Origin of the sequence: Streptomyces sp. NPDC088812, assembly GCF_044750285.1 — a bacterium.
Lineage (GTDB): Bacteria > Actinomycetota > Actinomycetes > Streptomycetales > Streptomycetaceae > Streptomyces.
In genome coordinates this window covers 243,343-265,795 of the sequence record NZ_JBIVJP010000001.1, presented here as the reverse complement: position 1 = coordinate 265,795, position 22,453 = coordinate 243,343, and the positions used below count along the sequence as shown (strand labels likewise).

The window sequence follows — 22,453 nt, the reverse complement described above, 5'->3', positions numbered from 1 at the left end:
CAGCGGATCGACGCGTCAGCGCATCAATCGCCGCATGAGCGCATCGGCCCATCAGCGCATCAGCGCATCAGCGCATCAGCGCATCAGCGCATCAGCTGAGGGTCGCCATGAAGTCCGTGCAGGCCTGGGCGCAGGCGCGGCACGCGGCCGCGCTCTGCTCTGCGCCGGGTTGCCGGTCGAAGACGTGCGCGCACTCCAGGCAGACGGTGCGGCACCACTCCAGCTGGACGCGGATGCCGCTCTCGTCCATCCGGTTGTCCTCGGACAGCATGCGGCAGGTCGCGTCGCACACCTCCGCGCACATGATGCCCTTGCGGCGTATGAGGTCCTGAAGTTCCGTCCCGTCCGGATCCACGAGGCTCGCGCGCTGCGCACAGGCCCGGGCACACTCGGTGCACGCCTGGGCACAGGCGAAACGATCCTCCAGGAACCGGAAGAGTTCCTGTTGGGATGTCGTCGAAGTCACACCGTGCGGGTAGCCGCGCCGGCCGGACCCAAACCCACCCGGCCGGCGTGCCCGTCGGCTGCCGTGAGCGCCGGGACCGCGGTGGGCGACGGAACGCGCACACGCAGCGAGAGGATCGAGCGAGCGGCTTGCATCCGATGACGAGCGGTTTACGTCCGATTTGAGGGGTATTCGCCTGACATGAGTACCGCAAGCATGCAGCTGGCCGCCTCGAGCGGCCTGCTCAGCCTGGCGCTGTTCCTGGTCGGTGTCGCCCTCATCGCCATGCTGGCCGGCAGCTTCTGGCTGGGCGCGCGAGTCAAGATGCGCGAGTCGCCCAGGCCGCGCCCCGAGGAACAGCCGCATCTGCCGCCGGAGGGCCCGGTCCATGAGGTCCAGGAGAACCGGGAACCCGACGAGGTGCCCCGGATGGCGGAGGGCGGCCGTCCACTGACCCCGTACGAACTGACCAACATGCAGACGCGGTCGAGCGACTCCAAGACGCGTCCGCGCTGGAGCCGGGGCAGCAGCGGCTCGTTCGGCGGGGGCGGTCTGGGCGCCCACTGAGCCGACGCCCCGCCCTCGCCCCGCCGCCGCTCGGCGTGCGTCGCGCCGCTCGGCGCACGCCGTACCGCTCGGCGCGTCCGGCGCCCCCTGCGAACGGAAGCGCGCCTGGCACCCCCCGCGAACGGAAGTGAGACCGATGACCGACCCCGGCCGCGCCGCCCTGCCCCTGCCCGACTACGACCACCTGCCCCTCGGCGGCCTGGAGAGCCGCGTACGGTCGCTCACCGCCGGGGAGGTGGAGGAGTTGCTCGCCTACGAACGGACGCACGCCGACCGGCTCCCGGTCACCGAGCTGCTCACGGCCCGCCTGGAGCAGTTGGAGGCGGGCGCGGAGCCGACCTCGGGCGACCCGGGCGCCCTGCGTCCCGAGCAGACCCAGGGGCGTGCGGGCTCGCCGGTGTCGCCGGCGACGTCGCCGCAGCCCTCCAGCCCGCCGCCGCACGGCACCCCGGACCAGCGGGGCAAGCCGAAGGGCGACCGGACGTCGTGAGTGGCGAGTAGCTCTCGGTAGCGGATCCAGGTGTGGTGTCAGCTTTTTTGATCTTCCGGGCTCATCGGGGGCCGTGCTCGGCGACGTGGAACGGCCGTGTACGGGGCGCCCATCGCCTCGACGGAGCCGCCGAGGGCGGGGGGCTCTTCAGGGTGTGCGACCTCGCGTAGGGGACGCTTCCGCGAGAGCGGGCCGCCTCGTGAGCGCGGCGACCCTCCGCGCCCCTTCCGCGCTCCATGCACCCGCCTCCCACGATCAGGGCGTTTCACCCTCGACAGCCCGCCCCTCACCCTCCGCGCACGGCATGGTTACTTCCCGTGACGAGACGCCGGCACAGGCGCCCCGCACGACCAGGAGGAGACACATGCGAGCAAAGACGGCCCTCACCGCCGGCGCACTGGCGCTCACCCTCGCCGCCGCAGCCGGATGGGCCGCCCAGGCAGCCCCCGAGCACGCCCCCGCCACCAAGCCCGCCCAGACCCGCGTCGTCGACGGCTACCAGATCGTCACGCTCCCCAACGCCACCGTGCCGAACTTCCAGCGCCGCACCGCCTACTGCCCGCCCGGCAAGCACGTCATCGGCGGCGGAGCCGAAGCCCAGGGCAACGACGCGATCCTCGTAGGCAGCTTCCCCACCCCCGACGGAACCGGCTGGATCGCCCTCGGCAGGCAGAGGGCCTACAGCGACGTCGGCATCAGCGTCTACGCCATCTGCGCCAACTGACGCCTCCGCCCCCTTCCAGCGCCCCGCCCCGGACCCCCGGCGGCGGGGCGCCGCGCATCGCACAGCCGGAGCAAGTCGAGCGAACACGCTCGTCCCACTTCGCCACAGAACACCCTCGAGAACGCCCCTGAAGGTCCGTACCGCTTCGAGGAGGCGCCGAGAACGGCGCGGGAGGTCAAGGCACACACCCGGTCACCGCCCGGGCCCTCGCCACGGCCGACGCCAGGGCCGGCGTCACGGCCGGCGTCACGGCCGGCGTCAGTGGTCGCGGAGGGCCCGCCCCGCCACCGACAGCGCCTGTTCGGCGTACGTCCGGCCGAACAGGACCGCGTGGACGAGGAGCGGGAAGAGCTGGTGGAGTCCGACCCGGCCGGTCCAGCCGTCCGCGAGCGGCGCCGCCCGCCGGTAGCCGTCGAGCACCAGCTCCAGGTGGGGGCAGCCGAACAGACGGAGCATCGCGAGATCGGTCTCGCGGTGGCCGCCGTGCGCGGCCGGGTCGATGATCCGGACCTGCCCGTCCTCGCCCCAGAGCACGTTGCCGTGCCACAGGTCGCCGTGGAGCCGCGCCGGCGGTTCGGCGGGACCGGCCCACTCCGGCAGCCGCGCGCAGACCCGCTCGACGACGGCCGCCTCTGCGGGACGCATCGTGCCCTCGTCGACCGCCGTGCGCAGATACGGCAGCACCCGGTGTTCGGCGTACCAGCCGGGCCAGTCCGCGCCGTCGGTGTTGCGCAGGGGGGCGAGGCCGATACGGGCCCGGCGGGGGCCGCCCGGCGGCGGGGCGCCGAAGGCGGGCGCGCCGGCGGCGTGCAGGGCGGCGAGGCCGCGGCCGAAGCGGAGGGCCGCCTCTGGGGTCGGCGGGCCCGTCACGACCCGGTCGGTCACCAGCGACCGTTCGTCGTGGCCGTGCACCGCGGGGACGCGGACCGCTCCGGCGTCGGCCAGCCAGCGCAGTCCGGCGGCCTCCGCCCGCACCGCCTCGGGGACGTCGCCGCGTTTGACCATGACCGTGCGCCCGTCGTCGAGGGTCACCTCGGCCAGGGTCGTGGACCGGGGGCGTTCCCGGAGCGCGGTCGCACCCGTGAAACGGGCGGCGACGGCGCCGGGCGTGTCAGGCGTGTACACGGCGCCAGGGTAGGCGACGCAGGTCACACGGAAGAATGAGAACGGGGCATTTCGGGCGGCTGTACGGTTTCCGAATACCGGACGGTCGGGTCCGTCTCCTTGAGATACGAGATCACGAGCCCGCACACGGGAGGAATCATCGGCCCGTAGGCTGCCGTAGGCTGTGATTCCGAGGGAGGCGGGTGGGTGACCAGCAGCCCAACGATGGAAAACGCATGATTTAACGTCCTGTGTCATGACACAGACGGTGACGCGGTCACGGACCGACGGAACGCAGAACGACGCCGACGGCGTGCGCGGCAAGGGCCTGGGCGGCAACTCCGTCGGCCTGCTGGGGAGCGCCGTGATCGGTGTCTCGACCGTCGCGCCGGTCTACTGCCTCACCTCCACGCTCGGCTCCACCGCGGGCGAGGTGGGGGTGCAGATGCCGGCCGTGTTCCTGGCCGGGTTCCTGCCGATGCTGCTGGTCGCCTTCGCCTACCGCGAGCTCAACAAGGCCGTGCCGGACTGCGGCACGTCCTTCACCTGGACGGTCAAGGCGTTCGGGCCGCACGTCGGCTGGATGTGCGGCTGGGGCCTGGTCATCGCGACGGTGATCGTGCTGTCGAACCTGGCGGGCGTCGCCACCTCGTACTTCTGGCTGCTGGCGGGCGAGGTGACCGGCAGCGACCGGATCGCCGCCCTGGACGGCGACAAGGCGGTCCACATCATCACCTGCCTGCTGCTCATCGCGGCCGCGACGGCGATCAGCTACCGCGGGATGACCACCACGAAGGGCGTGCAGTACGCGCTGGTGGCGCTGCAACTGGTGGTGCTGGCGGTGTTCGTCGCGCTGGCCCTCCAGAAGGCCCGCTCGGGGGAGCTCGCCGGTCACCTCGACTTCTCCTGGTCCTGGCTCGATCCGTTCGAGGTGAAGTCGTTCGCCGCGTTCAGCGCCGGACTCTCCCTGTCGATCTTCATGTACTGGGGCTGGGACACCTGTCTGACGGCGAACGAGGAGACCGTCGGCAGCGACCGGACGCCGGGCCGGGCCGCGCTCGTGGCGATGGTGGTGCTGGTCGGCTCCTACCTGACGACCTCGGTGGCCGCCCAGATGGCGGTCGGCGCCGGGACCGACGGTCTGGGCCTCGCCAACCCCGAGACCTCCGACAACGTCTTCGCGGCCCTCGCCGGCCCCGTCATGGGCGGCGCCCTCGGCATCCTGCTCTTCCTCGCCGTGCTCGCCTCGGCCGCCGCCAGCCTCCAGACGACGTTCATCCCCGTCGCCCGCACGGTGCTGGCGATGGCCACCTACGAGGCGCTGCCCGCGTCGTACGCGCGCGTGCACGACCGGTTCCGCACGCCCGGGCGGGCCACGATCGTCGCCGGCGTGGCGACCGGCGTCTTCTACACCGTCATGACGCTCGTCAGCGAGCACGTCCTCGTCGACACCATCTACGCCCTCGGCCTGATGATCTGCTTCTACTACGCGCTGACGGCCTTCGCCTGCGCCTGGTACTTCCGGGACACCCTGACCCGCTCGGTCCGGGACGCGGTCTTCAAGGGCGTCTTCCCGGTGCTGGGCGGCATCCTGCTGACGGCCGTCTTCGGCAAGACGCTGTACGACATGTGGGACCCGGCCTACGGCAGCGGCTCGGCCGTCCTCGGCGTCGGCTCCGTCTTCGTCATCGGGGTCGGCCTGCTGCTCCTGGGCGTGGTCCTGATGGCGGCGATGCGCCGGCGCAGCCCGGCGTTCTTCCGCGGCGAGGTCCTGACGACGGGCACGCCGGCCCTGGTGGTCGAGGACTGAGGAGCCGTCCGCGAAAGCACGGACGCCGCTGCCGGGCCGGGGAATCTCCCGGCCCGGCAGCGGCGTCCGGGGGTCAGGCCGGTGGCGTTCAGCCGGCGTCGCTCACGACAGCTTGACGAGCTGGGCGTCCAGAACGGCGGCCGGGACCGACGGTGTGCCGCTGAGGTAGGCCACCGTGGTGCCGGAGCGCAGGATCACGGCCTCCGTCCGGCTCTTCTCGCCGTCCCGCTCCACGGTCGCGCCCAGGCCCATCGCCTGGTCGGTGCCCTCGGGGGCGATCGCCGGGGTGACCTCGCCGACCTTGTGCTCGTCGCCGTCGACCGTCGCCGTGAAGCCGGCGGCGCATTCGTCGAGGGCGGTGCCGATGGCGTCCATCGCCGTCTGCGCCTGATCGGAGGCGTACTCGGCGAGGACCACGGTGACGGTGGCGCCCTCGCCGGACACCTGCCGTACCACCGTGGACGCCGGCTTGCCGACCACCGAGCCGGAGAGGGCGTGGGCGAGCGGGGCGCAGGCGTTGTCCGTGACCCGCACCGCGCTGCGGTCGGCCGACGTGGACACCGTGAAGCCGTCCGCGTCCCGGGCGGCGAGGGCGGCGCTGCCCAGGCCGCCGGCCCGGGAGGTGGCGCCCGGCTGGGCGCTGGGCTTCAGCAGCCCGTCCTCACCGGCGCCGCCGCCGCTCGCCGCGTCGCAGCCGGTCAGCAGGCAGGCCAGCCACACCACTGCGGCGATCTTCCGCATGTCCCCCAAGGTGCCATCTCCTTCCCGTCTCCATGACGATCAGTCACCGGTAGAGGCTCACGACTCATCGAGCGCACCGTCGGGGTCAGCTCCCGGCCAGACCTCCAGCTGATGAACAACGGCGTCGAGTCGCACCAGGAGGTCCGCCTCGGACATTTTCCCGTCGTCGTAGTCCGACCACAGGTCGGATGCCTTCTCCACGAGCAGACCGAACTCTTCAATCGCATCGGCGAGCCGTATGGGATCCACCGATGTTTTCCCATCCCTGAGCATCCACAGTTGGGCGGATGCATAGGCCGAGATTCCTCTCCCGGCCAGCACGACGACGTCCCAACCCAAACGGCCGTCGGAGGCCATTTTGACGAAGGTCGCCAAGTAGGGGGAGATTTCTGCAGTCACGTAACGAACCTCAATGAAGTCAGTGCGCACAGGCCGGTCTTCGAACTCTTCCCGGTGCTCCCGGTGGTGCGATCGAAGACCGGCCGAACATTTCGCCAGCTCATCAGCCGTCTCTGAACGCAGACTGTAGACCACGTTTGGCCCAAGCGGCCATGCGCACGCCCGTATCCGGTAGATCCGTCACTCCGCCTTCTCGCAGGACATCACAGACGTGGGTGAGGCAACTGTTGGTCAAGAAGTCGTACTTCCCTTGACCGGTACCGATCTTCTTGGCCTGGAAGGCGCGTGCGGCCCCGGCATTGGGAAGCCTGAACGAGAAAGTCATCGTCCCGGCCGATCCGGTGTAGTTGCGAATGGCAGTCTGTGTGTGGCCCACGTTGGGCATCAGTTCGGAATGGGTGATCTCACCGCTTCCGTCCATCACTTCGACAGTGAAGTGGACGTTGTTCCCATCGCTGACGTGTGCGTGCACCAACGCCGTCCCCTCGTCGGCATCAGGTCCACAACCCTGGTTGTGGACCAGGACCGACGTGCTTCCTGCCAGCACGTAGTAGGTGTGCAGGTCGCTCACGGTCAGGTTGTGGACGGTGGCCCACGGCGTGGTCCAGCGCTCGACTGCCGTGACCTGGACGTAGGTGCCGGCGCTGGTGCGCAGCCACTCGCCCGCCTTCAGGTCGGTGGCGTCGATCCACTCGCCCAGTTCCGGGACCCAGAACGGGTGTCCGTCCGTGGCTGTCACGTGGGCGGTCTTCTTGCCGTCGCCGGCTTCGATGGTCACCTTGACCAGGTGCTTGACGCCTTGGCCGACGATTTCGGCGGTGACCGTCTCGGCGGCGGTCTCACCGGTCTCGGGGTCGGTCGCCAGGACCTTGTCGCCGTTCTTGACGTCCTCGATCGGCTTGGTGGTGCCGTCCGCCATCAACACCCGGGTGCCGGGGACGAAGCTGTTGACCGGGCAGCTGGCGCCGGAGGCGCCGCTGTCGTCATCGCCTCCGCCCGACGACTCCTTCTTCGCGGCCCTCGTCTGCCGCGGCTTGGGCTCCGCCTTCTTGGCAGCTGTCTTCCGTGCCTTCTGGATCGCGTTGCCGGTCTTCTGGGCGGCCTTCTTGGCCTGACGGGTGGCCGCTTCCTTGGCCTTCTTCTTCAGCTGGGCCGCCAGCGCGGCCGCCTTCTTCTTGGCCGCTGCCGCCTTGCGGGCCAATTCGCGTGCCTTGCGCGCCAACTCGATGATCTTGCGGGCTTTTTCCTTCGCCTTCATCAGCGCGTTGACGGCCTTGGCGATCCGGTAGGCCGCCTTGGCGATGCCGAAGGCCTTGTACGCCTTCGTCCACGGAATGGCGTTGAGGAAGAGGTCACCACAGGCCCAGACGTCGCCGCGGGAGAAGCAGCCGACCACGCTGTCCCAGCCGACGAATTCCTTCAGAGCCGCCCAGCCGATGGACAGGATGACGTCCGCCACCGAGGTGTTCAGCGTCTTCTTCGCCGCCGCTTCTTCGGACGCGGACGGGCCGCCGTAGTCCGAGCTGCCGCCCTCCGACGCCAGGCCCGAGGGGTCGGCGAAGGTGACCGGGTTGTTCTCGCAGTAGACGTAGCCGTTCATCTGGACCGGGTCGTTCAGGTCCAGGACCGGGTCCGGGGAGAGGAAGCGGCCCGTGTTGGAGTCGTACTCACGGGCGCCCAGGTGGACCAGGCCGCTGCTGGCGTCGTCGTCACCGCCGACGTAGCTCTGGTGGGAGCGCCAGGTCGTCGACTCGGTGCGCTCCACGCCGAAGGGGTCGCGCTTGGAGAACTTGGGCTTGTTGCCCGAGGCCAGCGCCACGTTGAGGTACGCGGTGCCCTGCTGGTCGGTGATCTGGGCGGAGAGTTCCGCCGTGCCCGTGCCCTGTGCGTGGCGCATCACGGTGGGGGCGCCGGCCTGGGAGTAGTAGCGCTCGGTGTAGGCGGGGCCGCCGGCCGCGTTGACGGAGATCGTCGACTCGCCGAGGTACAGGGTGCGCTCGGTGGCGGAGATCGCCATCAGGCGCGATCCGTCACCGCCGTAGATGTACTTGGTCTCCTTGTCCGGCACCCACTGCTGGTTGGCGGCGGTGCCGCAGGTGTTCAGCTGGAGGTCGGTGCTGTCGGCCGAGTTGGAGCTCGGCACGTCCAGGCACTTGCCCGAGGAGACGTGCTTGAGGGTGCCGGTGGACGTCGCCGTCCACTGCTGGGCCGCAGCGCCGGTGCAGTCGGCGATGACGACCAGCGTGCCGTTGGCGGTGCCGCCGGCCTTCGGGACGACGCACTTGCCGAGGATCTTCAGCGCGCCCGTCGACGGGTCCGCGGAGGACGCGGAGTCGATGCGGAACTTCTGCGCCTTGGAGCCGTTGCAGGTGTAGAGCTGGACGGGATTGTCGGCCGTCGTCGTCGCGTTGGCCAGGTCCAGGCACTTGTTCGCCAGGCCCTTCCACGCGCCGGCGCCGTTCTCGCCGAAGCCGGTGATCTTCTCGACCTGGCCGTCCCAGGTCCAGTCCAGCGCCTGCTCGGAGCCGTCGTACGTGCGGGTGAGGGTGTTGCCCGCGTCGTCGTACGTCAGCGTCGTCGCCTTGGTCACCTGCGCGCCGGAGTCCGCCTTGTAGGTGGAGGACATGCCGGTCAGGGTGTGGGGCTGGGTGCCGTCCGCGTTGCCGTACGCGTAGGTGGTCGTGGCGTCCTTGGTGGTGTCCAGGCCCGGGTCGTGCTCGACGAGCGTCTTGCGGTTGCCCATCGCGTCATAGGTGTACGACTGCCAGTAGCCGCTGTTCGCCGCCGTGACGTTGGTCGTGCCGTCCGAGTACTGCGCGGCCGCCGTCGTCTTGCCCGTCGCCGTGCAGGACGTCGGAGCGGTCCACGCCTCGGTGAGCTGGCCCAGCGCGTCGTAGGTGAAGCACTGGCGGTCGGTCACCGAGTTGGAGGTGTCGGCGATCGAAGTGACGTTGCCGGCCGGGTCGTACGCGTACGAGCGGGAGTTGACGCGGTGGCCGGTGACGGCGGTGGTGTCGCTGGTCGACTCGCGGTCGACGATGCTCTGGGTGAGTTCACCCGTCGCCTCGTCGAACAGGTTCGTCGTCCACACCCGGTTGGGGTTCTCACCGCTGACCGTGCGCAGGACCTGCCCGTACGGGGAGTACGAGGTCTGCGCGGTGTACCAGGCCAGGCCCGAGGTGGAGACCGGCAGGCCGTCCTCGTTGTAGCGGACGACGACCTTCTCGGCGGGCAGGGTGCCCACGGAGGGCAGATTGACCGCCTCCATCAGGCCCGACTCGGAGTACTCGTAGCTGTAGGAGTAGCTCGACTGCAGGCCGTTGGCGAGGGCCACCGACTCGGGGATGGAGATCTTCTTGCCAGTCGGCTGGTAGTCGGTCGTGTAGCCGGTCACCGCCGTGGTGTAGGCGAGACCGTCGGTGTAACGGGTCTGCGAGGTGGCGAGACCCACGCCGCCGATCAGCGTGTCGTATGTGCTCGAAGTCAGCAGGGTGCCGGTGGCGGAGTTCTCGCGCTGCTCGATCGGCCGGGACAGCTTGTCGTAGACGGTGTAGACGGCCGCGTTCTCGTCCGTGACCAGCTGCGGCCGGTCCAGGACGTCGTAGGTCGTCGTGGTCGTACCGGCGTCCGGGTCCACGGCCTCGATCTCACGGCCCCGGGCGTCGAACTTCCACGTCCAGACGTTGCCTTCGGAGTCCTTCGCCTCGACGCGGTCGCCGCGCTCGTCGTACTGGTACGTCGTCGAACGGTAGGCGGCACGCAGCGCGTCCGTGAAGGTGTCCACCCGGACCATGCGGCCCAAGGCGTCGGACCAGGTCCGCTGCGCGGTGGCGCCCGTCGGGTTGATGACCGTGGAGTTGTCGAGGCCGTACTCGTAGCGGGTCGCCTTCGTCGGGACCTCTTCGCCGTTCAGGTACGGGGTCTCGGTGAGGGTGCGGCCCAGGCCGTCGTAGGCGTAGAGGGTGGCGTTGGGGACCTGGTAGTCGGAGGCCAGCTCGAACAGGACGGTGGAGGGCTCGTCCTTGTCGTAGTAGGCGTTGTTGGTCTGCTTGATCGTGCCGTTCGCGCTGTACAGGGTATCGGTGATGAGGCGTCCGCCGCCGACCGCCGGCTCCTGCTTCTGCCGCTCGCGGCCCATGCCGTCGTAGATGACGGTGGACACGCCGTAGTCACCGGTGTCGGTGAGCGACTCGGTCGTGATCGAGACCGGCGAGCCGATCGTCGTGTCGTAGGTGATCTTCGCCGAGGGGGACTTGGACGTGGCCCGGTTCGGGTTCCACACCTGCGTGGCGCGGCCGAGGGCGTCGTAGGTGTAGGTGGTGACGCGGCCGTTGACGTCCTCGTCCGTCAGCGCCACCCCGCGGCCGGGCTCCAGCGTGCTGGTCTCGCTCTGCCCCAGCTCGTTGGTCGTCTTGATCGAGTAGACCTGGCCCTCGGACGGGGTGTAGGTCGTGGTGGACTTCGTGTCCTCGCCGCCTGCGATGGCCAGGGCGTTCTTGGTCGAGGTGGTGCGGCCGTAGTCGTCGTAGGTGACCTGGCCGTCCGCCACCCAGGCGCCGCCGGCGCCGGTGACAGCCCAGGTGGCGGTGGCGTTGCCGGTGGTCGGGGCGTCGCCGTAGGCGCCGCCGTCGTAGGCGACGCGGGAGCCGTCGATCCAGTCGGCCGCCGTCGCCGTGTCCGCCTGCGCGCAGGTGCCGGCGGTGGTCAGGGTCTGCTTGGCCAGGCCGATCAGGTGCTTGGACGTGTTGTGGACGTACGACATCACCGTGCAGGTGTCGTCGTCCGACTTGTTGGCCGCCGAGTCCGACGACCAGTCGTTGTACTCCGTCACCTGCGTCGGCAGGCCGTAGGTGTCCTCGTACTCCGTCACCGTGCGCAGGACGCGCAGGGTGCGCTTGTCGTCGCCGTCGCCGGAGGAACGGGTGTAGGTGAGGGACTCGGGGGTCAGGACGCGCCAGGCCTTCAGGTCCGGGATACCGCCGGAACGGCTCCGGGCCGCGAGCTTCACCGCCTTCGGCTTGTCCACGGTCCTGGTCAGCCAGGTCGACGCGGTCGCCGAAGAGTAGGTCAGGGACTCGGCGACGCGGCCGGCGAAGGCCTCCTCGTCCGTGGCGATCGTGTTGCCGTCGACGTCCTTGACGGTGACCGAGCGGGTGCTGCCGCCGGGCAGCGGATCGCCGTCCATGCCCCGGAAGAAGCGGGTCTCCGTCATCCCCCGCTCGGTGGACATGTACGCGGCGTCACTGTCGTCACCGGTGTACGTGCGTACCCGGGCGAAGCCGCGCCACTGGTCGTAGGTGCGGGTCTTCTTCTTGGAGAACTCCGCCTGGTTCAGTGCCCAGGCGGCGTCACCGAGGTAGTCGTACGTCGTGGTGATCGCGTCGACGCCATTGAGGGCGGGAAGCTCTTGGACGTTGTCGACCACGTACTTGTGGAACCAGTCGATCGTCTCCTTGTCCGGATCGGGGTTCCAGTACGCCGGGAAGCACAGCCCGACGTTCTCTTCGGGCTTGGGGAACTCACCGTCGACCTTGCAGGCGTCGGTCTTGTAGGTGACGACGGTCTCGCCGCCGTACTCGCTCACCACACGGGCGATGCGCAGGCGGTCGAAGGCCGGGTTGGGGTCGCTGGAGCCGCGCTTGACGCGGTTGGGCATGGAGAGGCTGTTGGCGAGGAACTCGACCGGGTTGAGGGTGATGGCCTCGCCGTCGGTGCCGTAGCCGGTGCGGGTGATCGACTCCAGCCACAGGGCCGTGCCCTCGTCCGTGAGGTCGGCCGGCAGGGACTGCTGGAGCGTCCAGCTGTCCAGCTTGGTCAGCTCCGTCGAGCCCTGCGTGCGCTGGGTCCACGTCGTCACCTGCGCCAGGCGCTTGCGCGACCAGAACGTGGGGACGGGGACGTAGCACTCCTTGCCCGACGCGCAGTACAGGTCGGCCGGGGTGTCGTACCAGATGCGGTTCTTGGCGAAGTCGCCGGAGGTGAAGTTGTCGTTCTCGTCGCCCTCCGCCGTGCAGGCGATTTCGCCTTCCTTGAAGCACCGCTCGTCGACGTCGAAGGTCACCTTCGAGATCGGCGTGGCGTACGGGTCGTCCTCGGTCAGGCCGTACTCGATGCGCTTGAGGTAGCCGCCGCGGTCGTAGGAGACCGGCGTCTTGTACTTGTTGTTCTTGGCGTAGTAGTTCTTCTCCTTCGCCCACCACAGCGTCATCGCGTTGCCGTTGGTGTCCACGACGTAGTCGAGGTTCCACCGCCACGCCTGGTCGCAGAAGGAGCCGGCGAAGTCGCCCGACTGGTAGCAGGGCTCGCCGCTCTGGTTGCCGGCGACGGGCGCGGTGAACACCGAGTTCGTCACCGGGTCGCCGCTGGCCCAGTTCTCGTCCAGCTTGTGCTTGCCGAAGTAGTACTGGGTGCCGTCCCGCGTGGTGACACGCCAGTACTCGCCGTCGGCGTCACCGTTGTCCAGGCTCGCGTCCTTCAGCAGCTCCACCCGGGAACCGTCACCGTTCGCGGTCACCCACGCGTCACCGAACGGGCTGCTCGCACTGTCCGGCAGCACCAGCTCCGTCGTCGTGCCGCCCAGCGTCAGCGTCGCGTTGTACGAACCGAAGCACAGGTCGCTGGTCTTCTTGGTGTTGTTGCCGTTCGTCTGGTCGTCACGGCACGAGGTGTACGTGCGCGTGATCGAACCCGCGTTGTACTCCCAGCCGTCACCGATCCACGACGGCTGGTTGTTCGACGCCGACGTACGGCCGTCCACCACCTGCGAGTTGTAACCGAACGACACCGACGGCGACGGACCACCCGGCACGCTCGGCGTCTGCAGCGTGTACGAGTACGTGAAGGCACCGGAGTTACCGCCCGCCGACCACGAACCCGCGCTCACCAGCGGCGTCGCACCGAAGTCACCCTTCGAACCCGAACCGGAGTCCGTCGCCAGGAGGACGGAGGAGCCCGAGCCGTCGGCGGTCGCGGCGGCGAGGGAGGCCAGACGGGTCCCGGCCTCGGTCTCCGCCTCGCGGTACACGCCGTCCGTGACAACACCCTCACCGGACGCGGACGCGGTGGACGCCGTAGAGGCCTCCGCAGACGTACCGCCCGCCGCCAGGTCCTCCGTCGCCACCGTCGCCAGGATGCGCCGCTCGTACACCGGGTCGCCCTCGGCGTCCGTGCCGGTCTGCGCCACCACGTTGTCCGTGGTCACCTCGGTCGGCTCCGAGCAGCCCTCGGTGTCCGGGGTCGTCAGGAAACAGGACGGGTACTGCACGAACTCCAGCCGGTCCGCCCAGTTCGCCCCGTACAGCTCCGAGAAGTCGCTGTAGTCCAGGGCGATCACCGCGTCACCGGTGGACTCCGCCGGCGGGGTGACCGTCAGAGCCACGCCCTCGATCGCCGTCGCGGCGATCTCCTCCTGCGCGGCGAGGGACACCTGCCACTCGCCCTCCAGGGCGGCGGCCTCCGTCGCGGTCGCCGTCTCCGGCGCACCCACCTCCACCGGCAGCGCCGTGCCGTCGGCCTGCGTCAGCGGCACCAGATCACCCGGAGCCAGCCCGGTCAGGTCCTGCGTGGCCGTACCACCGGCCGGCGCCGTCACCTCGGTCGGCTCGTACTCGACCGGCGGCTCCGCCTCGGACGTCGTCAGCTCGGCAAGGCTGCCGCCCTCCTCGCCCTCGGCCTGCTCGACGTCCGGAAGATCGACCAGCTCGACCCCGCTGCGGTCGTCACCCGGCGGCAGCGCGTACGCGGCCGGCAGGACACCCACCGCCAGCCCCACCACGAGCGACCCGACGACACCAGCGCGCACCCGCGCCAGTCTGCGGCGCTCGGAACGCGTACTCACGCGCTCCCTCCTGCCGCTCCATGACAGCGATCCCCACACAGCGGCAGCCCCCGCGCACACAGTTCGGTCCATTGACGAACACGAATGTTCAACCACGAGTTCACAGAAAGTCAACAAGCGAAATAAGGCCGGTGATCTAGGTCACAAGCACATTTCTCGCGGGCGCGATCAATGCAATCCGGACGGTTTAATGCGTTAAAGAACCACCCAAACGGAGGTTAATCATCCGTGAAGGATGGGCAAATTGTGATCGTTTCGCACACCCTGCCCGTCAAGTGAACTCGCTGTTCAGGCCCACTTACTAGACGGATGAGCGAGCCCGACGACTCCGCCCGAGAGGTCACGGAAAGGCAAAGGGGATCGACCGGTGTGGCGCAATCCCCCGGCATCAGCCATGCTCTGTGCTCGCTTTCCCGGAGACCTGACAGGTATTACGGCCGGGATGCACAGGGAGCTCACCGAGTTCCGGGCGATCCGGAATTCCAGGGGGAGGGGACGCAGCACCATGGAACGTCGTCGCTTCGGCCTGCCCGCGTCCAGACGCGGGCGGGCAGGGGTGGGCGCACTAGTCGCCGGCGCGATCGGCGTCGGCCTGCTCACCGTGCCGTGGTTCGACGATCCGGGGACCGCGGACTCCCCAGCCGTGACGAAGAAGGCCGACGACGGCCCTCTGACCCAGGACGGCGCCCAGCAGAGGGCCGTCTCCACGGGCAAGCGCGTCGAGGTCACCGCCCTGCGCGACGAGACGTCCACGACGTACGCGCGCCCGGACGGCAGCTTCGAACTCGTCACCTACGGCGCCCCCGTACGGGCCAAGGTCGACGGAGTGTGGAAGCCCATCGACACCACGCTGGCCGAGACGGACGGCGGCGGCTGGGCGGCCAAGGCCTCGGTCGATCCCGTCGTGTTCTCCGGCGGCGGCAAGGGCTCCACCACCAGTTCCGGTTCCGGTTCCACGTCCGATTCCCGCGCGCGCAAGGCCTCCGCGGCCGGCCGTGGCGGTGGGACGACCGTTCAGCCCGCCGTCTTCACCGTCGCGACCGGCGGTGACGCCGTGCAGGTCGCCGACGCCACCGAGAACTACTCCGAGCTGGCCACCATGACCAGCGACGGCCACGACGTCACCCTGAGCTGGCCCGGCACCCTGCCCGAACCCGTCATCAGCGGCTCGAGCGCCCTGTACCGGAACGTCTTCGACGGCGTCGACCTCATGCTGACCGCGCAGGCCAGCGGCTTCAGCCACGTCCTGATCGTGCACAGCGCGCAGGCCGCGAAGGACGCGGCGCTGACCGGGCTGTCGTACGGGCTGTCGTCGCCGGACCTGACCTTCCACCTGGACCCGGTCACCAAGGTCGTCAGCGGCAAGGACCGCGACGGCCAGGAGATAGCCGTCTCCCCCACCCCCTACCTGTGGGACTCCGCGGGAACGTACGCCGCCACCGAGGGCGACGACCCCGAGCCGACGGAGGAGGCCGCGGAGCCGGCACCGTCGTACTCGGAGGAGGCCGGCGCCCCGGTTCCCGACGAGAAGGCCGTCCCCGAGGACGGACTGGACACGGACGCGCCGGCCGCGTCCGAGGAGCCCACCGCGTCCGAGGGGTCCACCGCCGACCCGGCCGCCTTCCACGGCTCGACCGGGGCCGGTTCCGTCCGGGCCGGCTCGGCCGTCCTGCGGCAGGCCGCGTACGCCGACGGCGTGCCCACCGCCCTCACCGACGAGCAGGTGTTCGCCCTGCCCGGCCTCGCCGGAGCCGACCCCGGCACCCACCTGGCCGCCGCCGACGCGAAGCTGACCGCGCCCGGTGCCGCCTCCACCGGCCTGACCCTCCTCCCCGACGCGGACCTGCTCGCCGACGAGAGCACCGTCTACCCGGTCTTCATCGACCCCACGATCTACGGCAAGACGAAGAACTGGACCACGGCGTACAAGAAGTACCCGAGTTCCAGCTTCTACGACGGCGCCAACTACAACACCGGCACCACCGAGGCGCGCGTCGGCTACGAGTCGACCACCTGGGGCCTGTCGCGCTCCTTCTTCCGCCTCGGCTGGTCCACCAGCATCAAGGGCGCCCACGTCTCCTCCGCCTCCATCCGGCTGCGCGAGACGTACTCCTGGTCGTGCTCCGCGCGCGAGATGCAGGTGTGGCTGACCGGAAGCATCTCCTCCAAGACGACCTGGAACAACCAGCCGGACTGGAAGTCGGAGATCGGCACCAAGTCGTTCGCGAACGGCTACAACTCGTCCTGCCCGGACGCCTACGTCAGCTACGACGCCAAGTCCGTCGCCCAGGACGCCGCCGACGGCGGCTGGTCCTCGATGACGATCGGTCTGCGCGCCACCACCGAGGACTCGGCGTACGCCTGGAAGAAGTTCCGGGCCGAGGGCGACAGCGCGCCCAAGCTCACCCTGGTCTACAACCGCAAGCCGAAGACGCCGACCTCGGTCGCCCAGTCCCCCGGCGGCAGCTGTGACCGCACCACGCCCTACATCCACATCGGCAAGCGCGACCTGACGCTGTCGGCGGTGTCCTCCGACCCCGACGACACCTCCACCAAGCAGGACCTGAAGTACCTGGACTTCGAGCTGTGGCGCACCGGCTACGGCGACGACAAGATCCTCGACAAGAACGTCACGGTGACCAGCGCCGGCAAGGCCTCCGCCACCGTCGCCAAGACCTCGTTCACCAACGGCTACCAGTACTCCTGGCGGGTGCGCGCCATCGACGCCAGCGGGGCGGCCTCGTCGTACGCGCCGACCTCCGACCCGTACGTGTGCCGGTTCATCTTCGACAGCGACAAGCCCAACGAGCCGCTGGTGTCGTCGACCGCCTTCCCGGCGGCGGACGAGGACGGATCGATCTGGTCGACGGTGAAGTTCGGCACCGCCGGCAACTTCACGATCGCGCCGGACGAGGACACCGACATCACCAAGTTCGAGTGGTCCTTCAACACCACCACCTACGCCAGCAACAAGACCGTCACGGCGGGCGCCTCGGCGACCGTGTCGCTCACGCCGCCCACCGCCGGACCCAACGTGCTGTACGTGCGGGCCGTGGACAGCGCGGGCAACCCGTCCCTGGGCACCAAGTACCTGTTCTACGTCACCCCGCGCGACGCCGCCGACAAGCCCGGCGACACCACCGGCGACGGCATCGCGGACCTGTACGCGATCAGCTCCAACGGCAACCTGCTCATGTACCCGTCGATGACCACCGGTGACCTGCACGTCGGCCTGGAGGCCGGCCAGGACGACGGCGTCGGTCTGCTCTCCGACCCGGACGGCGACGGCGAGGACCACCTGCCGGGCTACTGGATGGGCAGCGACGGCAAGCCGGCGCTGATCGCCCACGGCGGCGACGCGGTCGCGGCCGACGGCGTCGGTGACCTCTTCGCCCGCATGCCCGACGGCAAGCTGTACGTCTACCCCGGTGACGGCTACGGCGGCGTCGACATCTCCCAGCGGGTGACCGTCCGGCTGCCGTCCGGCGCCCCGGACCCGGCGACGTTCGACCAGATCATCGTGGGCGACTACGACGCCGACGGCCGCGCCGACCTGTTCGCCACCGCCACCGGCGGCGAGATGTGGGCCTTCGAGGGCTACACCGGCGCCACCTTCCTGACGCTCACCAAGATCGCGTCGACGGCGTGGCTGGACCGCGACCTGGTCTCGGTCGGCGACCACGACAAGGACGGCGCCCCCGACCTGCTGTGGCGCTCGGGAGCCTCCAGCCGCCTGTACCTGCGGTACGGCGTGGCGGACAGCGCGGGCGGCTCCACCATCGCCTCCCTCGCCACCGCGGCGGCCTCGAAGACGGGCGCCGACGAGATCTACGCCGAGGGCTGGGACACCACCACCGTGCCCGTCACCCACCTGCGCGGCACCCCGGACGTCACCGGCGACGCCATCCCCGACATCTGGGCCCTGTCCAGCGCCGGCAGCATCTACTTCTACAAGGGCGGCGCGGCGACGATCGGCACGGGGACGGCGGTGATCAGCGCGGACAGCCTCTGGGGCACGACCAAGCTGATGTTCGGCTGACCGGCGGCGGCGGTCCGCCGGGGGCACCTGGCCCCGGCCGGCCGCCGCTCCGCACCGTCGTCCCGTCGCGGGGCCGGGGTCCTCAAGGACTCCGGCCCCGCTTCCGTGTCCCGGAGGGCGGAGCGGGCCGGCCGGTTCCGGTGCGTCCCAGCCGCTCCGCCCGATGCGACGTCGGCAGAACTCCGTCGGCTTCGAGCGGGAACGGTCAGTAAACGACATCACGGAGCGGAGAGAGTGTGAAGGCGGTGTGATGACTCCAGGCATCGCGCGAAGTGAGGTGGACGATGGCCGACTTGGTGCAGGTGGAGCCGGCGGAACGACAACGGTGCGGCTGCCGCGTCCCCCTGAGGGAGGGCGGGGCCGAGGAACGGTTCCGGGGGCTGCTGGAGGCGGCACCGGACGCGATGGTGATCGTCGACGACTCGGGCGTCATCCGGCTCGTCAACGCCCAGACGGAGGCGCTGTTCGGCTACGGCCGCGAGGAACTGCTCGGCCGTCCGGTCGAACTGCTGATGCCGCACCGTTTCCGCAGCCACCACACCGCCCACCGCGGCGGTTACGCGGCCAACCGGCAGGTCCGTCCCATGGGCGCCGGGCTCGCCCTGCACGGGCTGCGCAAGGACGGCACGGAGTTCCCGGTCGAGATCAGCCTGAGCCCGCTGGAGACCGCGGACGGCATGCTGGTGTCGGCGGCCGTCCGGGACGTCAGCGACCGCAAGGCGGCCGAGGCCCGCATCAACGAGCTGGCCGCGCTCGTGGAGTCCTCGCAGGACGCGATCCTCGCCCACACCCTCGACGGGCACATCACCTACTGGAACGCCGCCGCCCAGCGCCTGTACGGCCACACCGCCGAGGAGGCCATCGGCCGGCACGTCTCCCTGCTCGCCCCGCCGGAGCTGCGCGGCGAGGTCAGGGCGCTGCTGAAACGGCTGCGGCGGGGCCGGAAGGTGGAACACTTCGAGGCGCTGCGGGTCACCCGCACCGGGACGCTGCTGGACGTGGACGTCACACTGTGGCCGACGCGGGATACCCTCGGCACGGTCGTCGGGGCGTGCGCGATCGTGCGGGACATCAGCGACCGCAAGCGTGCGGAGGCCGAACTGACCGCCCTGTACGAGCAGCAGCGGCACATCGCGCTCACCCTCCAGCGCAGCCTGATGGGCACCCCGCCCGCACTGCCCGGCCTGGCCACCGCCAGCCGCTACCGGCCCGCCACCCAGGGCGCCGGCGTGGGCGGCGACTGGTTCGACCTGATCCCGCTGGGCGACGACCGGGTGGGCGTGCTGATCGGTGACGTGATGGGCCGGGGCCTCGAAGCGGCCGCCGTGATGGGCCAGTTGCGCTCGGCCGCGCACGCCCTGGCCAAGACCGGGATGCAGCCGCGGCAGCTGATGCGGGCGCTCGACACCTGCGTCGCCGACCTCGACGTGCCCGACCAGCTCGTCACCTGCTGCTACCTGGTGATCGCCCCCGACACGGGCACGGTGACCCTCTGCTCGGCGGGCCATCTGCCGGTCCTGGTCGCCGGGCCCGGCGGCGGCGTGCAGGCGCTCGACGGGCCGGTCAACGCGCCCCTCGGCGTGGGCGGCGTGTCGTACGAGCAGTCCCGCGCGGAGATACCGCCGGGCTCCACCCTGGTGCTGTACACGGACGGTCTGATCGAGACGCCGGGCAGCGACATCGAGATGCGGCTCGGTGAACTCACCGCCCTCCTGACGGACCTGTTCTCCGGCACGCCCTGCCTGGAGGCCGCGGCGGACCAGCTGCTGGCGGGGCTGCTACCGGACCCCGACAGCCACAACGACGACGTCACCCTGCTGCTCGCGCAGCTGCCCGTCGCGCCGCTCGCGGCCGTCACCGCCGAACTGCCCGCCGACCCGGCCTCCGTGCGGGAGGGTCGCGCCGTCCTGCACAAGGCGCTGACCTCGTGGGACTGCACGGACCGTACCGACGACGCCCTCCTGCTGCTGTCGGAGACCCTGACCAACGCCGTGCAGCACGCCGAGGGGCCCCTCTCCCTGCGCCTGCACCGCACGGCCACCGCCCTCACGGTCGAGGTCGGCGACCGCAGCCCGCGCCTGCCCGAGCCGCGCCCCGCCGCCGAGGACGAGGAGTCCGGGCGCGGACTGGTCCTGGTCGGTGCCCTCGCCGACGGCTGGGGCGTACGGCCGACCGACGAGGGGAAGACGACGTGGTTCACGCTGACCTTGTGACGCCGTGCGCCCGGGTCCGGGCGCCCGCGGGCCCGCCGGTCAGCCGTCCCAGGTCCAGTCGGCGACCTTTCGCCGGGTGTCGACGGACATCTGGGGGTCCCTTCCGGATCGGGGTGCGGCGGGAGGTGGGTTCCGGTCCGTGCCTTCCCACCCTCTCCCGGCCGCCGGGTACCCGCCAGGGCCGGTCGGCCCATCCGGAGCAACGCGGTGGACGGGTTCCCCCTCAGGGGCCGGTCCGGGTCCGGTCGAGCCGGTCGACGTGAGCCACGTTCGCCCGGTCCTCGGCGGCCTCGGCGGGCCGGCCCGTGAACCAGGCGTCGAGGATCTCCTCGAGCAGCGGCTCGGAGGTGAGGCGCAGGCTGAGCGCGAGGACGTTGGCGTCGTTCCAGCGGCGGGCGCCGTCGGCCGTGTAGGCGTCGGTGCACAGGGCGGCGCGGACACCGGGCACCTTGTTCGCGGCGATCGAGGCGCCCGTGCCGGTCCAGCAGCACACCACGGCCTGCTCCGAGGTTCCGTCGGCGACGTCCCGGGCCGCGGCGGCCGAGCAGACCGCCCACTGGGGGTCGGCGCCGGGGTGCAGCGCGCCGTGCGTCACGACGTCGTGCCCGCGGCCGCGCAGGGCGGCGACGAGGGCGCGGGCCACGGGTTCGTCCATGTCGGAGGAGACGGAGATCCGCATGGCAGGAAGCCTACTGAGTGCGCGGTTTCCGACGCCACCGCGGGCCGGGGCCCGGTTCAGTCGACGTAGGACTCCAGGGTGCCGCGGCGCCGGATGTCGAGCGTCGCGCAGTGGAACGAGCCGCCGAACGGCGCGTAGTGCAGCAGGTCGCACGGGATCGGCTCGAAGCCCCACCCTTCGAGCGCGCGCAGCATCCCGGTGTGGTGCCGCTCCGCGATCACCCGCTTCTCGTCGATCATGAGGACGTTCATGTTGAGCCATCGGCCGCACATCGAGGCGACCCTGAGCAGCGGGTCGGCGATCGGTTCGGGCTCGGGCGCGACCAGGACCTCCCACGACCGCAGGACCTCGGGGAGGCGGTCGACGTCGACGTACTCGGGGTTGACCAGCACCTTGCCGGGCGCGAGCGGGAGGAAGGTGGTGTCGATGTGCATGGGCGTGCGGCAGCGGCTGTGGATCTCGTGGACCCGGTAGCCGGGTCCGAGGTGCCGGCGCAGCCAGTCGATGCCCATGCCGTTGGTGACGTTGCTCCGGGTGACGAACAGATCGCGTCCGGCGCGCACGAAGTCCGCCGCGTCGAAGACCGGCTCGAACTCGGTGAGGACGTAGCGCATCGGCTCGCCGGGCCCGGGGACGCGGAAGTCAGCGTCGAAGAGGTCGTCGGTCAGCTGCGGTCTGGGGGCGGCCGTCCAGCGTGCGCCGCGCCGGAAGTAGTCCTTGAGGAGCGCGCGGTAGGAGTGGGTCTCGAAGTACCGGCAGGGCCAGGCCATCGGCGTCTCGATGATCTCGTCGCCGACGACCAGCAGGCTGTCGCGCGGACAGGTGTTGCAGAAGCCCCGGGACGACCAGTCGGGTGTGCCGAAGCGCTGCCGGTGGTCGACCGCGTCGGGGCGCCGGACCGTGACGCCGAGGGACCGCAGCAGGGCGATGAACTCGTCCAGCTCGTGCCGCGCCCGTTCCACCAGGACGCGCGGGTACCGCAGACCCGCGGCGAGCCCCTGCGCCCGTGCCGCCCAGGGCGGGATGTTGCAGGCGACGACCGGGTGCCGGGAGGGGATCGTCGCGCCGTCGAGCCGCCCGACGACGATCTCCTCCAGCGGGTCCCACTCGTTGTGCGAGTTCACCGGCGGGACGAGGGACTCCCCGGCGGGGCGGGACGCGGCGGTGTCACCCGGGTGGCAGAGCCGTTCGTCGCGGTCCCCGGCTCCCGGGTCCGAGGTGGCCATCGTCGCCTCCCGTCGTCGGTCCGGGGGGTGCCCGCACCCGGCTTCCTGCTCCGATCATCGTTCCTGGCCACGGGTCCGGCGAGCCGGGCGGGGCCGTCCGGAAGCTCCCGGTCCGTCGGCGCGGCGGGCGCCCGCGCGCGCCGCCGACCCGATGACGGCGCGGCGGGCCCGTACGGTGA

Annotated in this window: 13 protein-coding genes; 6 read left to right on the top strand and 7 right to left on the bottom strand. The window is 70.6% G+C overall.

The window, feature by feature from the left end:
* Positions 1-91: 91 nt before the first annotated feature.
* Entirely contained in the window at positions 92-466 is a 375-nt protein-coding gene (locus tag ACIP67_RS01155) for a ferredoxin (RefSeq protein WP_401685488.1), read from the bottom strand.
* 180 nt (positions 467-646) lie between these two features.
* Between ACIP67_RS01155 and ACIP67_RS01150 the strand changes: the two genes are divergently transcribed.
* The 3 genes from ACIP67_RS01150 (at position 647) to ACIP67_RS01140 (ending at position 2,226) form a co-directional block, all read left to right on the top strand.
* The gene (locus ACIP67_RS01150) at positions 647-1,012 is read left to right on the top strand and encodes a DUF6479 family protein (RefSeq protein ID WP_401685485.1); all 366 of its coding nucleotides are present in this window, start codon (positions 647-649) and stop codon (positions 1,010-1,012) included.
* Between the two features lie 136 nt (positions 1,013-1,148).
* The gene (locus tag ACIP67_RS01145; protein WP_401685482.1) at positions 1,149-1,502 is read left to right on the top strand and encodes a hypothetical protein; all 354 of its coding nucleotides are present in this window, start codon (positions 1,149-1,151) and stop codon (positions 1,500-1,502) included.
* A gap of 364 nt (positions 1,503-1,866) precedes the next feature.
* Positions 1,867-2,226 (top strand): hypothetical protein, encoded by a 360-nt coding sequence (locus ACIP67_RS01140; RefSeq protein WP_401685480.1) that lies wholly within the window; start codon positions 1,867-1,869, stop codon positions 2,224-2,226.
* A 258-nt stretch (positions 2,227-2,484) separates the two neighbouring features.
* Here ACIP67_RS01140 and ACIP67_RS01135 read toward each other — a convergent pair whose 3' ends face one another.
* Positions 2,485-3,351, bottom strand: a complete 867-nt coding sequence (locus ACIP67_RS01135) for a fructosamine kinase family protein (RefSeq protein WP_401685478.1) — start codon at positions 3,349-3,351, stop codon at positions 2,485-2,487.
* Between the two features lie 235 nt (positions 3,352-3,586).
* On the opposite strand from ACIP67_RS01135, the gene ACIP67_RS01130 reads away from it, so the two are divergent.
* Positions 3,587-5,140, top strand: a complete 1,554-nt coding sequence (locus tag ACIP67_RS01130; protein WP_401685476.1) for an APC family permease — start codon at positions 3,587-3,589, stop codon at positions 5,138-5,140.
* Positions 5,141-5,242: 102 nt separating this feature from the next.
* Here ACIP67_RS01130 and ACIP67_RS01125 read toward each other — a convergent pair whose 3' ends face one another.
* The 3 genes from ACIP67_RS01125 to ACIP67_RS01115 form a co-directional block, all read right to left on the bottom strand.
* Positions 5,243-5,890 (bottom strand): hypothetical protein, encoded by a 648-nt coding sequence (locus ACIP67_RS01125; protein WP_401685475.1) that lies wholly within the window; start codon positions 5,888-5,890, stop codon positions 5,243-5,245.
* A gap of 48 nt (positions 5,891-5,938) precedes the next feature.
* A complete protein-coding gene (locus tag ACIP67_RS01120) occupies positions 5,939-6,280 on the bottom strand; it encodes a hypothetical protein (RefSeq protein WP_401685472.1) in 342 nt (113 codons plus the stop codon).
* Positions 6,281-6,383: 103 nt separating this feature from the next.
* Positions 6,384-14,117: a polymorphic toxin-type HINT domain-containing protein gene (locus tag ACIP67_RS01115; protein WP_401685470.1), complete on the bottom strand. Its 7,734-nt coding sequence runs from the start codon at positions 14,115-14,117 to the stop codon at positions 6,384-6,386.
* A 505-nt stretch (positions 14,118-14,622) separates the two neighbouring features.
* Here ACIP67_RS01115 and ACIP67_RS01110 point away from each other — a divergent pair.
* Both ACIP67_RS01110 and ACIP67_RS01105 read left to right on the top strand, forming a co-directional pair.
* Entirely contained in the window at positions 14,623-18,156 is a 3,534-nt protein-coding gene (locus ACIP67_RS01110) for a DNRLRE domain-containing protein (RefSeq protein ID WP_401685468.1), read from the top strand.
* A gap of 284 nt (positions 18,157-18,440) precedes the next feature.
* A complete protein-coding gene (locus ACIP67_RS01105; protein WP_401685465.1) occupies positions 18,441-20,369 on the top strand; it encodes a PAS domain S-box protein in 1,929 nt (642 codons plus the stop codon).
* 223 nt (positions 20,370-20,592) lie between these two features.
* On the opposite strand, the gene ACIP67_RS01100 is transcribed toward ACIP67_RS01105, so the two are convergent.
* Positions 20,593-21,048, bottom strand: coding sequence for an RpiB/LacA/LacB family sugar-phosphate isomerase (locus tag ACIP67_RS01100; RefSeq protein ID WP_401685462.1), 456 nt, complete (start codon positions 21,046-21,048; stop codon positions 20,593-20,595).
* Positions 21,049-21,104: 56 nt separating this feature from the next.
* On the bottom strand, positions 21,105-22,274 hold the full coding sequence (locus ACIP67_RS01095; RefSeq protein WP_401685459.1) for an amidinotransferase: 1,170 nt from the start codon (positions 22,272-22,274) through the stop codon (positions 21,105-21,107).
* Between the last annotated feature and the right edge of the window lie 179 nt (positions 22,275-22,453).

What these genes read in the sequence shown, in the direction of transcription:
- ACIP67_RS01150 (WP_401685485.1), top strand. Translation starts at nt 647, where the DNA reads ATGAGTACCGCAAGCATGCAGCTGGCCGCCTCGAGCGGCCTGCTCAGC.
- ACIP67_RS01145 (WP_401685482.1), top strand. Translation starts at nt 1,149, where the DNA reads ATGACCGACCCCGGCCGCGCCGCCCTGCCCCTGCCCGACTACGACCAC.
- ACIP67_RS01140 (WP_401685480.1), top strand. Translation starts at nt 1,867, where the DNA reads ATGCGAGCAAAGACGGCCCTCACCGCCGGCGCACTGGCGCTCACCCTC.
- ACIP67_RS01130 (WP_401685476.1), top strand. Translation starts at nt 3,587, where the DNA reads ATGACACAGACGGTGACGCGGTCACGGACCGACGGAACGCAGAACGAC.
- ACIP67_RS01110 (WP_401685468.1), top strand. Translation starts at nt 14,623, where the DNA reads ATGGAACGTCGTCGCTTCGGCCTGCCCGCGTCCAGACGCGGGCGGGCA.
- ACIP67_RS01105 (WP_401685465.1), top strand. Translation starts at nt 18,441, where the DNA reads ATGGCCGACTTGGTGCAGGTGGAGCCGGCGGAACGACAACGGTGCGGC.
- ACIP67_RS01100 (WP_401685462.1), bottom strand. Translation starts at nt 21,048, where the DNA reads ATGCGGATCTCCGTCTCCTCCGACATGGACGAACCCGTGGCCCGCGCC.
- ACIP67_RS01095 (WP_401685459.1), bottom strand. Translation starts at nt 22,274, where the DNA reads ATGGCCACCTCGGACCCGGGAGCCGGGGACCGCGACGAACGGCTCTGC.